14 protein-coding genes and 2 riboswitches are annotated in these 13,632 nt (G+C 45.7%); of the genes, 2 read left to right on the forward strand and 12 right to left on the reverse strand.

Annotation, left to right across the window (positions count from 1 at the left end; all coding sequences use genetic code 11):
• Positions 1 to 22: 22 nt before the first annotated feature.
• Positions 23 to 1,225, reverse strand: coding sequence for a M24 family metallopeptidase (locus GLV98_RS09520; protein ID WP_160914547.1), 1,203 nt, complete (start codon positions 1,223 to 1,225; stop codon positions 23 to 25).
• Positions 1,226 to 1,416: 191 nt separating this feature from the next.
• On the opposite strand from GLV98_RS09520, the gene GLV98_RS09525 reads away from it, so the two are divergent.
• Entirely contained in the window at positions 1,417 to 2,646 is a 1,230-nt protein-coding gene (locus tag GLV98_RS09525; protein WP_160914397.1) for a threonine synthase, read from the forward strand.
• Between the two features lie 39 nt (positions 2,647 to 2,685).
• Here GLV98_RS09525 and thiE read toward each other — a convergent pair whose 3' ends face one another.
• From thiE to thiW, 5 genes are all read right to left on the reverse strand, one after another.
• Positions 2,686 to 3,300 carry a thiamine phosphate synthase gene (thiE, locus tag GLV98_RS09530; protein WP_160914399.1) on the reverse strand — a complete coding sequence of 205 codons (615 nt, stop codon included), beginning with the start codon at positions 3,298 to 3,300 and terminating at the stop codon, positions 2,686 to 2,688.
• Positions 3,297 to 4,055, reverse strand: coding sequence for a hydroxyethylthiazole kinase (thiM, locus tag GLV98_RS09535; RefSeq protein WP_160914401.1), 759 nt, complete (start codon positions 4,053 to 4,055; stop codon positions 3,297 to 3,299). The genes thiE and thiM overlap by 4 nt, the downstream gene beginning before the upstream one ends.
• The gene (thiD, locus tag GLV98_RS09540) at positions 4,046 to 4,858 is read right to left on the reverse strand and encodes a bifunctional hydroxymethylpyrimidine kinase/phosphomethylpyrimidine kinase (protein ID WP_160914404.1); all 813 of its coding nucleotides are present in this window, start codon (positions 4,856 to 4,858) and stop codon (positions 4,046 to 4,048) included. The genes thiM and thiD overlap by 10 nt, the downstream gene beginning before the upstream one ends.
• Entirely contained in the window at positions 4,855 to 5,541 is a 687-nt protein-coding gene (gene tenA, locus GLV98_RS09545) for a thiaminase II (protein ID WP_160914406.1), read from the reverse strand. Before tenA ends, thiD begins: the two co-directional genes overlap by 4 nt.
• Positions 5,542 to 5,583: 42 nt before the next feature.
• Positions 5,584 to 5,689: riboswitch (TPP riboswitch) on the reverse strand.
• 5 nt (positions 5,690 to 5,694) lie between these two features.
• The gene (thiW, locus tag GLV98_RS09550) at positions 5,695 to 6,096 is read right to left on the reverse strand and encodes an energy coupling factor transporter S component ThiW (protein ID WP_337193739.1); all 402 of its coding nucleotides are present in this window, start codon (positions 6,094 to 6,096) and stop codon (positions 5,695 to 5,697) included.
• A gap of 180 nt (positions 6,097 to 6,276) precedes the next feature.
• A riboswitch (TPP riboswitch) is annotated at positions 6,277 to 6,386 on the reverse strand.
• 111 nt (positions 6,387 to 6,497) lie between these two features.
• Between thiW and GLV98_RS09555 the strand changes: the two genes are divergently transcribed.
• Positions 6,498 to 7,031: a DUF3221 domain-containing protein gene (locus GLV98_RS09555; RefSeq protein WP_160914407.1), complete on the forward strand. Its 534-nt coding sequence runs from the start codon at positions 6,498 to 6,500 to the stop codon at positions 7,029 to 7,031.
• A 22-nt stretch (positions 7,032 to 7,053) separates the two neighbouring features.
• On the opposite strand, the gene GLV98_RS09560 is transcribed toward GLV98_RS09555, so the two are convergent.
• The 6 genes from GLV98_RS09560 to GLV98_RS09585 form a co-directional block, all read right to left on the reverse strand.
• The gene (locus GLV98_RS09560) at positions 7,054 to 8,724 is read right to left on the reverse strand and encodes a PucR family transcriptional regulator (protein WP_160914408.1); all 1,671 of its coding nucleotides are present in this window, start codon (positions 8,722 to 8,724) and stop codon (positions 7,054 to 7,056) included.
• A gap of 17 nt (positions 8,725 to 8,741) precedes the next feature.
• Positions 8,742 to 9,707 (reverse strand): threonine/serine dehydratase, encoded by a 966-nt coding sequence (locus GLV98_RS09565; protein WP_160914409.1) that lies wholly within the window; start codon positions 9,705 to 9,707, stop codon positions 8,742 to 8,744.
• Between the two features lie 235 nt (positions 9,708 to 9,942).
• Positions 9,943 to 11,448 (reverse strand): asparagine synthase B, encoded by a 1,506-nt coding sequence (gene asnB, locus GLV98_RS09570; RefSeq protein ID WP_160914410.1) that lies wholly within the window; start codon positions 11,446 to 11,448, stop codon positions 9,943 to 9,945.
• 211 nt (positions 11,449 to 11,659) lie between these two features.
• Positions 11,660 to 12,307, reverse strand: a complete 648-nt coding sequence (locus GLV98_RS09575; protein ID WP_237417078.1) for a Fic/DOC family protein — start codon at positions 12,305 to 12,307, stop codon at positions 11,660 to 11,662.
• Positions 12,261 to 12,440 (reverse strand): hypothetical protein, encoded by a 180-nt coding sequence (locus GLV98_RS09580; protein WP_089654689.1) that lies wholly within the window; start codon positions 12,438 to 12,440, stop codon positions 12,261 to 12,263. Before GLV98_RS09580 ends, GLV98_RS09575 begins: the two co-directional genes overlap by 47 nt.
• Before the next feature lie 79 nt (positions 12,441 to 12,519).
• Entirely contained in the window at positions 12,520 to 13,356 is an 837-nt protein-coding gene (locus tag GLV98_RS09585) for a Ku protein (protein ID WP_115823132.1), read from the reverse strand.
• Positions 13,357 to 13,632: the final 276 nt, after the last annotated feature.

The raw sequence follows: 13,632 nt of genomic DNA on the forward strand, positions 1-13,632 counted from the left end.
AGCCTGATTTTCCATACCCCCTTCAGCTGATTTGGCCGCTCAAATCCATATGATCACGTATGATTAACTCCTGCGGATAAGTGGTGAAACGCTCACTGCCTGTTTCTGTTACCTTGAAAGTTTCACTGATTTCGATCCCGTCCGTATCGAACCATAACGCCGGGATTAAATGGAACGTCATGTTCGGCTTCAGTACAGTTGGATCCCCTCTTCGAATGCTCGCTGTATGCTCTCCCCAATCCGGTGGATAGTTGAGACCGACGGAATAACCTAAACGGGCTTCTTTTTCAAACCCATGTTTCTTAATGCTCTTTCTCCACACTTCTTCAAGTTCTCCACAGGTCACCCCGGGCTTTGCAAATTCGAGAACTTCCTGAATACCTTCCAACACAACCGGAGCGACTTGTTTCATTTTTTCATTGGGTTCTCCGATGGAAACGGTACGGGCCAGAGGAACATGGTAACGTTTATAACACCCGGCCAGTTCAACGATGACAGCATTTCCTTTTACAAAAGGACGGTCTGACCATGTAAGGTGAGGAATGGATGTATGATCCCCGGTCGGAAGCAGTGGAACAATAGCCGGATATTCTCCACCAAAATCCGGAGTCCCCCTGACCATGTGATAGTAAATTTCGGCCGCTGTATCACACTCCCGGACGCCTGGGTAAATACTTTCCACTCCCTTAGTCATCGCAAGGTCCGCAATTTGGGCCGCCTTTTTCATATACTCGATTTCCTGATCAGACTTAACAATTCGGACACCGTTCACAAGCAGGGTCGCATCCTCGAAGGTGGCGTTCGGCAACCCCCTTTTCAATCTTTCCAAGGCTTTCGCCGTAAAGTAGTAATGATCCATCTCAACGCCGATCTTCCTTTTCCCTTGACCGATCTGAAGCAGAATATCTGCGATAAAATCCATCGGGTGATAAACATCTGAGTGAACGTAGTAGTCCGGGTAAGCAATGACATTCTCATCATAGATCCACGTCGTCACCCGTGCACCGTTTGCATCCTGGTAACGACCAATCCAAAGCGGCTGCGGTTCATCAATGATAATCACAAGCATTTGGTGCACATAAAAAGACCAGGCATCATAACCAGAAAGGTAATTCATGTTTGCCGGGTCTGTAATCAAAAGCACGTCAATTCCTTGATCAGCCATACGTTTCTTCGTTTTCTGCAAACGCTGGTGATACTCTAAAATGTCAAAAGGAAGAACCATTTCATCCCCTCCGCAATAGTTATCTGAATTTTTAAACGACTGTACTTTCATTGTATTCAAAGATATTTTTTCTTGTAATGTAAAAAGTGTATGAAGTTTTGAAGATGTCCTTAATACAATGTCGCCATGAACCTCTCATTCAAGTTCTTATGTTAAGATACGAATAACTGAAAAGAAGGAGGATGATGAAGATGACATACAGTTACTTATCTCATTTGTACTGCCCGAAATGTCAGGAAACCTATAAAGCAAGCGAACCTCAGCATCTATGTACATGTGGATCTCCTTTACTCGTAAGCTATGATCTAGACAAACTGAAAGAAGTGTGGTCTCCTGAGCATCTGAAAGAGAGAACCCCCGACCTCTGGCGTTACCATGAACTCCTACCACTCCAGGACCCTACATACAAAACTTCTTTGGGAGAAGGCATGAGTCCGTTGATCCCCCTCCCCACTCTTCAGACAGATATGAACATCCGTAAACTGCATATGAAAGATGAAGGCATCATCCCTACCGGATCATTCAAAGCGAGAGGAGCTGCGGTCGGCGTATCCAAAGCAAAGGAACTGGGAGTGAAAGAACTCGCCATGCCGACCAATGGCAATGCAGGAGCCGCCTGGTCTCTATACGCGTCAAGAGCATCGATGGAATCGACCATCGTCATGCCCGTAGACGCTCCGAAAATCACTCGGAATGAATGTGCGTTATCAGGAGCCAACCTTTTCCTCGTGGATGGACTCATCAGCGATGCGGGTAAAATCGTGGCGGAAGCTGTAGAAAAATCCGGGCTCTACGATGTATCCACATTAAAAGAACCGTACAGAATTGAAGGAAAGAAAACGATGGGGCTGGAAATAGCCGAACAATTAGGATGGAATGTTCCGGATGTCATTCTCTATCCGACAGGTGGCGGCGTCGGTTTGATCGGCATTCATAAAGCACTGAAAGAATTACAGGAGCTCGGCTGGATTTCCAAAGACCGGATGCCGAGGCTTGTAGCTGTTCAATCCAAAGGTTGTGCTCCAATTGTGGAAGCATGGCAGCAAGGGCAAAGGGAATCATCATTCTGGAAGAATTCAGAAACGATTGCGTTCGGCATCAATGTTCCGAAAGCGATTGGGGATTTCCTCGTCCTTGATGCTTTATATGATACTCACGGATGTGCGGTAGCCGTCAGCGATTATGAACTTCTGGAAGAACAAAAAGGAATCGCACAAAAAGAAGGGGCTTTCGTCTGTCCAGAAGGAGCTGCGGCATTTGCTGCTGCCAGAAAGTTAAGAGCAGAAAACTGGATTACCGCAGAGGATGAAGTGGTTGTACTCAATACGGGGGCGGGAATAAAGTATCCAGATACCGTCCACATTGAAATTCCTGTCCTTCAGCCCGGGGACAGTCTGCAAACCAAGAAAACCATTAGATAAAGAAAAAGGAACTCATGGCTGGCATGAGTTCCTTTTAATTCATATACCCTTTACAACAGCAGATATGTCTATTGCCTGTGTAATAGCTGATATGACGGCGACACCATCCGCCCCCGCTTCCATCACCTTAGAAGCATTTTCAGGATGAATGCCACCAATCCCGACAACAGGCATTTTTGGATACTCTCGTTTGACGGTCTTTACCCATTCAGGGCCCGCTACAGGGTTGGCGTCTTTTTTTGTGGTTGTCCTGTACATCGGTCCAACACCTAAATAGTCGACAAGATTGACCGGACTCCGTTCCAATTCTGTACGATCAGATACCGATAATCCAATGATCGTATCCGGATATTTTGAACGAATTTCTTTCACACTCCGATCGCTCTGCCCTACGTGAATGCCATCAGCCTTAAGCACATCAAAAAGTTCGACGTCATCATTGACGATAAATAGAACGCCCGCTTCCGCACAACGTTGGCGGAGTTTATGACCGAGGCTGTACTTCGCTTCTCCAGTTAGAGCGCCTTCACCTTTTTCCCTATATTGAAAGCACGTGATACCAGCTTCGATCGCTTCATCCAAAATACTCAATGGATCTTTGTTACAGTTTTGGCTGCCCATAACGAAGTATTTTCTAAGGATAGAAGCTTTCATGTTTCAACCTCCATAGCTAAAGCATCTATAAATCTTGGAATGAACGTCCCAGGTCCTTCGACATCAGGGTGAGCCGCTGCTTCTTCCGCCGCCCGGCCATAATGGCTTAGTGTTGCCATGAGATGATCTTCAGGATTTCCTTCGACTGTTAGGCTTGCTGTGAGCAAGGAACCCAATAAACAGCCGGACCCTGTAATTTGAGCAAGGTAAGGGTGGCCCGTTTCGTTGACGAAGACCTCGTCTTCCATACATCCAACATCCTTTTCTCCTGTACAGACGACTCCGGTCTGATATTTCTCCGCTACTAGACGAACGATGGCTTCATGATCAGCTTCTCCTGTAGAATCTACGCCTTTCGTTTCCACATCCTGATTGACAAGATGGGCGAGTTCTCCCGCATTTCCCTTAATGACGGTCGGCTTCACCTCCTGCAAGATCCGCTGACATGCATCTGAACGATAGCGGGTTGCAGGAGCCCCAACAGGATCGAGGACGAGAGGAATGCCGATTTCATTGGCCGCTTTTCCGGCAAGAATCATCGCTTCCACCTGGTCTTCATGAAGCGTCCCTATATTCAATAAAAGCCCTTGAGATAATCGTGTGACGTCTGCAACTTCCTGTTTGGCATTGGCCATAATCGGTGATCCCCCGAAGGCAAGAAGTCCGTTTGCTGTAAAATTCATGACCACCGCATTCGTGATGTGATGAATCAATGGGCGTTGTTCTCTCACTCGATTGATCATATTTACAACCATTGGTTGAAAACCTCCTCACGTAAAGCAAAATGATTGGTCGGTCCGCTTCCTTTTCCTAAATGGAAGGAGTGGCGGATGGCTTCTGTTACAAAGTATTTCGCTTCTTTGACGGCTTGCGGCAGAGCGTGTCCCTGACTGAGATAAGCCGTAATGGCTGCTGAATAGGTACACCCTGTGCCGTGCGTATTTGGAGAATCTATGCGTTCTGATTCAAATTCATAGAATCGTTTACCATCATATAAAAAATCAACCGCTCTCCCATTGAGATGGCCACCTTTGACAAGGGCCGCACCCGCACCTAAGTCTCTCACGATCACTTCGGCAGCTTCTTTCATATCTGCTTCTGTTTTAATCTCTCCTCCGACAAGCACTTCTGTTTCAGGAATGTTGGGAGTGACAAGCGATGTCTTTGGTACAAGATACTCTTTCAAATAACGCTGGTCTTCTTTTTCAATCAACGGATCTCCACTCTGGGCAACCATGACAGGGTCCATGACGTAAGGAGCATCCACTTCACCCAACCATTCACTGATGACTTTCATCATACTCTTATTAGCAATCATGCCTGTTTTCAGTGCATGAACAGGCATGTCCTCAGAAATAGCTTTCAGCTGACTCAGAAGGAAGTTTTCTGAAAGGTGGTGAGCACCCTTCACTCCTGTCGTATTTTGAGAAACAACTGAGGTCACAACGCTCATGCCGTAACTCTTCAGCTCCTGAAAGGTTTTCAAATCTGCTTGAATTCCGGCACCGCCACTTGGATCAGTACCAGCGATCGTCAACGCACACGATACTTTTCTCATTTCACACCCTCCTTTTCACAAGGCCATCGCTCTTGTGTGTATGCCATATCCCAGAAGGCATATTCCAGCTGACAACTTTTACGGAAGGCTTCTCTCATCCGCTGCTTTTCCGATTCCGACGCACGTTCCGCATACTGATCAAGCCTCTCACATAACACCGCTGTCAGACCCTTCACTTCCGCATCGGCATAAAACTCGATCCACGGGAAGAAGGGATGATCAGGCCCTGGTAGATAACCGTTCATCAGCTCGACTCCAATTTCATAATACGTCCACGGGCACGGAAGCAAGGCGGCTAATATTTCTCCGATGCCTCCTTGATGGGCATGAAATAACATATGTTTAATATAGTGATCAGCGGTTGGCGGCAATGGGTATCCTTGCAGTTCTTCATAGGAAACGCCAATCTGTTCACAAAAGTTGTTGTGAGGATGGACTTCGCTGTTCAGCACAAAATCGATCTGTTCATTGAACAGCTGTATATCATCCCTTCCCTGAGATTTGGAAATGGCAATTCCATAGACGTGCATAAAAGCGTTCAAATACTCATAATCAGCCTTGATATAGTGAATTAATGCTTCTTTTGGAACCTCCCCTTTTCCAATACCTTGGATAAAGGGATGGGAAAAAATACTTTGATAGATATCCTGATTTTCTTTTCTTAATTGATTGGAAAAAGACATGATGGAGCCTCCTATTATTCTCGGAAGCTACTAGAGGACAGAAGGGGATTCTTACTACTTCCCTCCGCCGGCATGACCCGGATCAGGTATTGAGGGACCAAGGAATGTCTCCTTATCTCAGCGAATACTCGCGCCCCTAGCAGTTTCCGTGTATTATGGTTGTAAGATCATGTTTTCAACTTTCACTCGTGATAAAATGAAGGCAGCAATGAAAGCCCCCGAGACACTGCTTACGACAAAAGAAGGAACAAACGCAAAAACACCAGCTGTACTTCCCATTAAGACGTGTGCAATCGGTACAGATGCCAAAGCCCCCATGACTCCAGTGCCTAGAACTTCACCAATCACCGCAGACCTTTTTCTTTCATACATTCGGTAACAAAGCCCTGCCAACAATGCACCAAACATTCCGCCCGGAAAAGCAAGAAAGGTGCCGAGACCTAATAACAAACGTAACAGCCCGATGACAAAAGCAATCATGACCGCCGGGACGGGTCCAAGCACCACCGCCGCGATCACATTAACCGCATGCTGAACAGGATAAGCTTTCGCAATTCCAGCCGGAAACTAGAGAAATTGAGCCCCAAGCGTACCAATGGCAACAAGCCCAGCCATCGTTGTGATTAATTTTGTGTTTCTCATTTTTCACCACCTTTCTGTACAGGAGCTGAATGGGTCCATATAAAAAAGCCAGATCCTTAGAGGACCTGGCCTGGTATGCAGTAAGTCGATACACGTATCGTCTGACTACTTCCCTCCGCTGGTATTAACCAGATCAGGTTCGTAAGAGTCAGAAAGCTTGCTCGCTTTCCTCTCAGCCCATTCAGGCTCCCCTAGTAGTTTCATAAACTTATTCGCTTGGTGATTTTCATCATAACAAAGTTGGATGTTTCTGTCATGTGAAACTTTTCCTCCCGTTCAAACGTCAACATTAATAGACAAGGAGTGTGGGAATGATGAAAATAAGGTGGATGCTTGGTATGTTGACAGCTTTTGTTTTATTCCTCAGTGCCTGTGGACTTTCAGAGACAGAAGAAGTAGACCAGAATGAAGTGGAAGCAGAAGCATCCGATCCGGACATGAGCGGATTTGTCATGGATCAGGATGAGGACAGTATCCTGGTTGTCACACCGATGGTTGATGGGTCAGGGGATGAAGGACGGGCGATGTGGGTCTCCGGAGCTCCTGAAGGTCTATGGGTCGGCAAACAGGTCGAGGTGTGGGTAGACGGGGATATTGCAGAGTCCTACCCTGAACAAGCCACAGCTGAAAAAGTCCAGGAGCTTGAAATGAGCGAAGTCCAGGGAGCAGATTTAAAAGCTTCTGAAGCTCTCTCTACTGCATTATCTGAAAAAGAACCAGAAAAGGCCGATGTGCTGATTGTTTCTCTGCTTTCTTTTGATGAAGAATCCGACCAGTGGACCGTCAAGCTGGATCGACGCGGGACAAATGAGGGCGAATGGAAAACGACCGTCAAAGATGAAAAATAGAGCGCCATCCCAAGGGAGCGCTCTATGCATCGACTTTTTTCAGAAGCCATAATCTTACACTCAACTCCAGCAAAAAAAGATCGTCTGCATTGAGAAGAGAGAGTCCGGTCAAATGCTCAATGTTTCTCAATCTATGCAGTAAAGATTGACGGTGCAGATTCAAGGCACGGGCCGTCTGACTGACATTGCTGTTGTATTTGTTGTAGATCATAAACGTATGAATCAGTTCGGTCTGCCGTTTCTGGTCATAATCAATCAGCTTCTCCAGTGTATCCGACACAATGGCTCCAATTTCTTCTTCGTGGGACAGCGCCATAAGCAGGCGGTTCATTCTCGTGTCACTGAAAAACGTCCGCTCCCCTTCTTCATGCTGCTGACCGATTTTCAGTGCTGTTTCTGCCTCTTCATAGCTTTTATGAAAAACCTGATAACCGCCTTTATGACAGGAAATCCCCCAACTGATCGTAATCCCTTTCAATAACTCATGAAGCCTCCGCTCAATCAGATCGAGAAACTGATTCGCGGTTTCCCCGTAATCCGGTCGATCCGTTTCCAAATAAACGATCACCTCCCCTTCATCAAACGTTGTCATCGTCCTCCTGTGCAGTGCATCTCCTGCATGGGTGACTTCCTTCTGAATGTAATAATTTCGACTGTTGATTGATGACGACTTGACCTGGTGCACCGTTGAAGAGGTGCGCTCCTCCTCCGGCTGTACGAAACGGATGTGGCCGACGAGACAAATGTAAGGCTTCTCCAAGTCATAACCAAGCAGCTGCGCTTTTGATAAAAGAGCTCTGTCCATCTCCCTTTCCTGCTTGGCTAAATCCAGCAAAAAGTTATCCTTGAGTCTAATTTCAGTCATTTCAATGGCGTTTTCTTTTACAAAATATAGCGCACAAGCGGTAAGCGCATGCTCCAAAATGTGAAGGTTTACCCACGTTAAATCCTTTTCTTCCTTAGGCTTAAACAGGATATATCCCTGTTTCTTATAGTTCGATAAAATGGTAAGCTGGTAGCATTTCTGATCACCGATTTCATAAGTTTCAATGTAATGGCGGAGCGGGTGATCACTGTCCATTTCCGTTTCTACAAGGATGCCATCCTGTGAAAGCTCATGCCCATTCAAGACATCGATGTAATATCGATCAAAATACTGATTCGCCCGGATCTGTTTGTTATGATCACTGATGGCCGTCGGAATGCCTGTGTTCTGGTAGATGATTGATGTGATCTCCTGCAGCCCTTTCCCGTTCAGGACACAGTTGATCAACTCCTGTCGTATCTCTTCCGTCCGTTGCTGCTCCTGGCGGTTCTCCTCACTGATCAACCGTAAAACGTCCTGTAAAATATCTCCGAACCTTACCTCCCATGGTATTTCCATCACGATCAACTCATGTTTCTCCGCGAGTTTTAACACCCGATCCGGAATTTTATACAGATGACGCCCTGTGGCAAAGGCCAGCACAGATGCTTCCGAGCGGATGACGTCCTCTACATATTCTTCAAGTGCTATTACATCATCCCCACACCCAACCCCTGTGCTTAACACAAATTCATTGTTTCTTACAAAGTTCTCTACAGGTGTTTCAATCACTGAAATCCAGTCCACCTGGCGATGATACATATCCGTCTGCACTTTCGCTTTTTCGAGCACGGGAAGTTTTAAGACTTCCTCCACAGCAACCCCCATCTCCACTCCTCCCCCACCTACAATTTAGCCAAAAGACTTGTGACCACATCATGGTCGATATTGTTTCCGGTCATGACGACAACGACATTTTTACCGCGTAGATCATTACAATGAAGCACATGCCCGATCCCGGTTGCCGCCGCTCCTTCCACAACCATCTTATGATGCTCAAGGGTAAAGATCAGTCCTTCTTCAATCTGCGCCTCTTCCAAAAGCACTCCCTTGTCCATATAAGCTTTCGTCATTGGAAATGTGTAACGGTTCTTGGTCCCAATTCCTCCAAGGAGGCTGTCTGCCAAGGTATAAGACTCCTCTAGAGTGACAGGCTTCCCCTTCGCGAGGCTTTCCTGCATGACCGCTCCCTTCTTCATCGTCACACCTGTCACTCGTATAGAAGATTCTATTGATTTCATCACAAAAGCAATGCCCGACAACAATCCACCACCAGACAAGGGAATGATCACTTCATCGACCTCAGGACACTGCTCCATGATTTCAAGCGCAATCGTACCTTGACCGGCAATGATTTCCCGATCATCAAAAGGTTTGATTACCGTCATTCCTTCGTCTCTTTCCAGTTCAGCACACCTTTCTTCCGCTTCATCTTGGCTGCTGCCGACGACTTCCACAGACGCTTGCAACTTTTCAAGACGATTCACCTTTGCCTTTGGAACACGATTCGATATACACACGGTACAAGGAATACCTATCTCTGCCGCAACATAAGCGACAGAGATGCCATGGTTCCCTGTTGAAAAAGTGGTCACCCCTTTTTTCAGATCCTCCTCTGTGAGAGATAAAATCTTATTGGCAGCCCCTCTGAGCTTAAATGAACCTGTAGGATGGGTATGCTCAAGCTTCAAGTGAACACGAGCTCCTGTGTGCTCGGAAAGTGGTTCTGAGTACAGGATAGGAGTGGATTGAACAAACGAAGAGATACGCTTCTTCGCTTCCCAAACCTCTTTAAAAGAAAGAACGGTCATTCCTAACGTCCCCCTTGTAGTAAGTTTATGGAAACCAGTTTTTGAATTTTCAGTTATTTTAATTATAGTGGAACAACCCCTTAATTTTAAAGAGATAATAATTTTCACTAGGGATTTGAGGGAATCTTCTAGCTAAGCGGTTATATGTGGTGTTATGCGCCACTTTTTGGCGTGTACCGTTTGATAATAAAAGGTAAAAAAAAGAACAGATGCCGAGTGCATCTGTTCTTTCTAATTATGCTGTAGCCCATTTGCCTACGGTGTGGAGCATTTTTTCTTCTGGGAAATGGTCTCTGAAAATTTGATAATAGAACATTTCCTGCTTGGATCGTAGATCAACAGGTGCTTCGGCTTGCACCTTTTCAAATGTTTCATCTGTAATTGTTCTTTCAGCATGAAGCTCGAGCAAGTCCAATGCACCGCTTCCTTCTGAGAATTCCGCTTTCTTACGCCATAATACTTCATCAGGAATGATACCATCGAATGCTTTTCGAAGCAGCCATTTTTCCATGCGGTCTTTTTTGTGAACTTTCAAGCCGGCAGGGATCTGCAGGGCATTTTCCACAACATCCAAGTCGAGAAATGGCACACGAAGTTCAATGGAATGCGCCATGCTCATGCGATCGGCTCGCTGCAGATTAACGTGGTGAAGAGTATTCAATACACGAATGATCTCCTTGTTCATGGATGCGGTATCCTGATATTTTTCCATATACGCATATCCAGCGAATAATTCATCGGCTCCTTCTCCAGATAAAATCACTTTTACGTGTTGGGATGCGAGTTTAGACACAAAGTAATTTGGGATCGCACTACGCACAAGGGAAGGCTCGTAAGACTCCAGGTGATAAATGACATCTGAAACAGCCTCAATTAATACTTCTTCTGTATAAATATATTCATAATGCTCGGTGCCAAGCGCTTTAGCAACCGTACGAGCGTTGATAATATCTGCACTGCCTTCAGCTCCCACACAGAAGGATTTTAAAGGCTTGTCCCCTTCCTTCTGCTGGTCAGCGATGGCGGCAATCAAACTACTGTCCAAACCACCACTAAGCAGTACGCCTACTTCAACATCTGCCATCCGTCTTTTTCGAACCGCTTCGTTCATGGTTTCTTTTATAGAAGTAAACACTTCAGTCATCTCATGTTCTGTGTAAGACTTCTGCGGGGACTGGATTTTCCGGTAGCATACAAAACCATGTTCCGGTGTGAAATAATGGCCGTGAGGAAACTCTTTCGCCTCATCCACAAAAGATTCGATTGCTTTCAATTCCGATGAAAAAACATACTGCCCGTCGCGATCTTTTCCGTAATAAAGCGGCTTGATCCCAAGCGTATCACGGGCTACGACAAACGAACCGTTGTCCTCATCTGCGATGAAAAACGCGAACATGCCATCAAGTTGATGAATAGCTTCTGGCCCTTGTTTTTCGACTAATTTCAGAGCCACTTCACTGTCCGACTTTGTGAGAAAAGAGACATCCTTCGCTAAGGACTCTTTAATGGCGGCATAATTGTAAATCTCACCATTGCAGACGATCCAACGTTTTTTATCTTCGTTATGAATCGGCTGGATGCCATCCTCAAGTCCGATGATCGATAAGCGGCGGTGCCCAAGATGAACACGATCGGTAACCACTGACTTTCCTTCATCTGGACCACGATGGTAAAGCAGTTCCAGCACCTCATTCATTTGTTTTTCACTCATCTCTCCTTGTGTCACGAAAATCCCACACATAAGTATTAAAGACCTCCTAAGTTTGCATGCATGATTGGCATACGACTCAGGCTACGCTTTTTTTGTGTGTTCATCAAATCGGGTTTGCAAGCAAATGAAAGCAAAACAAGCGAAATCCAGAAAAAGGAGACAGATAGAATAGACATTCGTGGAATGGACCTTCATTCAGGTGGAATCCTCTATCTTCATGCAAAAAACCTCCAGCTTCGTTTTATGCTGAAGGTTTTTGATAAGTAGATAAGGAACGACTGATCACTTGAGCAAGTGGACGCACATCTTTGACAGATTGAACACTGGCTTGAAAGATTTCCTCAGGCGGTACCGCTGACCAATCCAGATGGTACCCCGCTTCCAATGCTAAGATGCGAATGAACTCCCGCAAACTCCTCCCATTCCCTTCTCGGAAAGGATGGAGAACATTAATTTCTGACATGTAGTAAACCAATTTCTCTACAACCAGGACCCTGTTCATCCTTTTCCAATCTTCTCTCATCAACTGTTGAAATATGGGCTCAGCCGCATCGTAAATGAACCTGGCTTGAGCAAAAGAAAATCCATCCTTCGTAATGTTTTCTGTTCGTATTTCTCCAGCAAACGGGTAAAGATCTGAAAATAGCCGCGCATGGATCCTCTGTAAATGACGCAAGTCGAAATCCCCTTCAACCGGGGTAGATTGAAGCTCCGCAAGCCTTTGGGCTGTAAACATCGTCTCCAAGGCTGTCAATTGTTTTTCATCCTTAATATCATAATGATTAATTAAAACGTTTGACCCCGGATAACAATACTTCGACTTTTCATTCCCGTACCTCGTGTCAGGCATGACGAGCCAGTTCCAACGCCCGTGTGACGAACTCCTCATGAGAGATCTCTCCTGTCAGGCACTTTTTCACAAGCAATTTCTGCTTTTTACTCAAGCGGTCTCCCTCGACAGCAAGAGAAGCCAAGGCCGGGCGCATAAGTAATTCGACTTCTTCCTCGGAACGTACGGTCATCCAATCCCTCCGAACTTTAATGATATCCTCTACATTCCATTATACTACATATGGAGGGTTTATAGACGATGAAACCCTGTCAGGAAGTCTTTTTCTTGCCAGATGTTGTCGTCTTTTTCTTCGTTGTTTTCTTCTTCTTCGACCCTTTCGTTTTCTCCAACGACTTTTCCAAAGCATCCATTAAGTTCGTCACATTATCCGGCTTCGGCTTATCTTTGGCCGTCGTAACTTCTTCATTGTTTTTCTTCGCTTCAATCAGTTCCATAAGTGCTGTTCGGTATTCATCTTTATATTTTTCAGGATCGAATTCAGCCGTTAACTGATCGATCAACGTAACAGCCGTACTCAATTCTTTCTTGCTTAATTCCGTTTCTTCCGGAACATTCGGCACATCCTGAACAGATCTGACCTCATCAGGATAATGAATCGTTTCCATGACCAGCGTATTCTCATACACCCGGACAATCGCCAGTTGTTCCTTGGAGCGGATGATGATTTTAGCAATCCCGATCTTCTCGGTATCTCCGAGCGCCTGACGAAGTAGGCTGTAAGCTTTTGACCCTCCTTCGCTTGGGGAGATGAAATAACTCCGTTCAAAATAGATTGGATCGATCTCTTCTAACTTCACAAAATCGATGATCTCCACCGCTTTGTCTTCCTGTTCTTTTTTCAATTGTTCCAGGTCTTCTTTATCTAAAACAACAAACTTATTCTTCGCATATTCATAAGCTTTGACGATTTCTTCACTCTCAATTTCCCGCTCACATACCGGACAACGTTTCTCATATTCGACCGGTGATTTACATTCTTCATGAAGCTGACGCAGTTTAATATCCTTGTTCTCTGTTGCTGCATGCAGTTTCACCGGAATATTCACTAATCCGAAGCTGATGGTCCCTTTCCACATCGTGTGCATACCGACCACTCCTTTTTCCTATAGGTTTCACGAGATCTTCGAAAAATATGTTTCTCATCCATGGATAAACTACATAAAAAAGCCCAACCTATTCAACAAAATGGCAGTATTGTGGAAGACTTGGATTCGAGATGTTTCGGGGTTCGTTGCTGAGTTAAGCGTCAGGGGTGGTTGGGAAGCAACTCGCTTTCCTGTGGGGGAGCGCCGAGCTTCCTCGGACTGCGTCCTGCGGGATCTCGCCTATCTCCTTCTCCCACGGGAGTCTCGCAGCTTCCC

Source organism: Halobacillus litoralis (assembly GCF_009856415.1).
Lineage (GTDB): Bacteria > Bacillota > Bacilli > Bacillales > Halobacillaceae > Halobacillus > Halobacillus litoralis_C.

Excerpts from the sequence above, each read along its gene's own strand:
- GLV98_RS09525 (WP_160914397.1), top strand. The coding sequence starts at position 1,417 with ATGACATACAGTTACTTATCTCATTTGTACTGCCCGAAATGTCAGGAA.
- GLV98_RS09555 (WP_160914407.1), top strand. The coding sequence starts at position 6,498 with ATGAAAATAAGGTGGATGCTTGGTATGTTGACAGCTTTTGTTTTATTC.
- tenA (WP_160914406.1), bottom strand. The coding sequence starts at position 5,541 with ATGTCTTTTTCCAATCAATTAAGAAAAGAAAATCAGGATATCTATCAA.
- thiD (WP_160914404.1), bottom strand. The coding sequence starts at position 4,858 with ATGAGAAAAGTATCGTGTGCGTTGACGATCGCTGGTACTGATCCAAGT.
- GLV98_RS09585 (WP_115823132.1), bottom strand. The coding sequence starts at position 13,356 with ATGCACACGATGTGGAAAGGGACCATCAGCTTCGGATTAGTGAATATT.
- GLV98_RS09560 (WP_160914408.1), bottom strand. The coding sequence starts at position 8,724 with ATGGGGGTTGCTGTGGAGGAAGTCTTAAAACTTCCCGTGCTCGAAAAA.
- thiE (WP_160914399.1), bottom strand. The coding sequence starts at position 3,300 with ATGAAAGCTTCTATCCTTAGAAAATACTTCGTTATGGGCAGCCAAAAC.
- thiM (WP_160914401.1), bottom strand. The coding sequence starts at position 4,055 with ATGGTTGTAAATATGATCAATCGAGTGAGAGAACAACGCCCATTGATT.
- asnB (WP_160914410.1), bottom strand. The coding sequence starts at position 11,448 with ATGTGTGGGATTTTCGTGACACAAGGAGAGATGAGTGAAAAACAAATG.
- GLV98_RS09575 (WP_237417078.1), bottom strand. The coding sequence starts at position 12,307 with ATGAGGAGTTCGTCACACGGGCGTTGGAACTGGCTCGTCATGCCTGAC.
- GLV98_RS09565 (WP_160914409.1), bottom strand. The coding sequence starts at position 9,707 with ATGACCGTTCTTTCTTTTAAAGAGGTTTGGGAAGCGAAGAAGCGTATC.
- GLV98_RS09520 (WP_160914547.1), bottom strand. The coding sequence starts at position 1,225 with ATGGTTCTTCCTTTTGACATTTTAGAGTATCACCAGCGTTTGCAGAAA.
- GLV98_RS09580 (WP_089654689.1), bottom strand. The coding sequence starts at position 12,440 with ATGACCGTACGTTCCGAGGAAGAAGTCGAATTACTTATGCGCCCGGCC.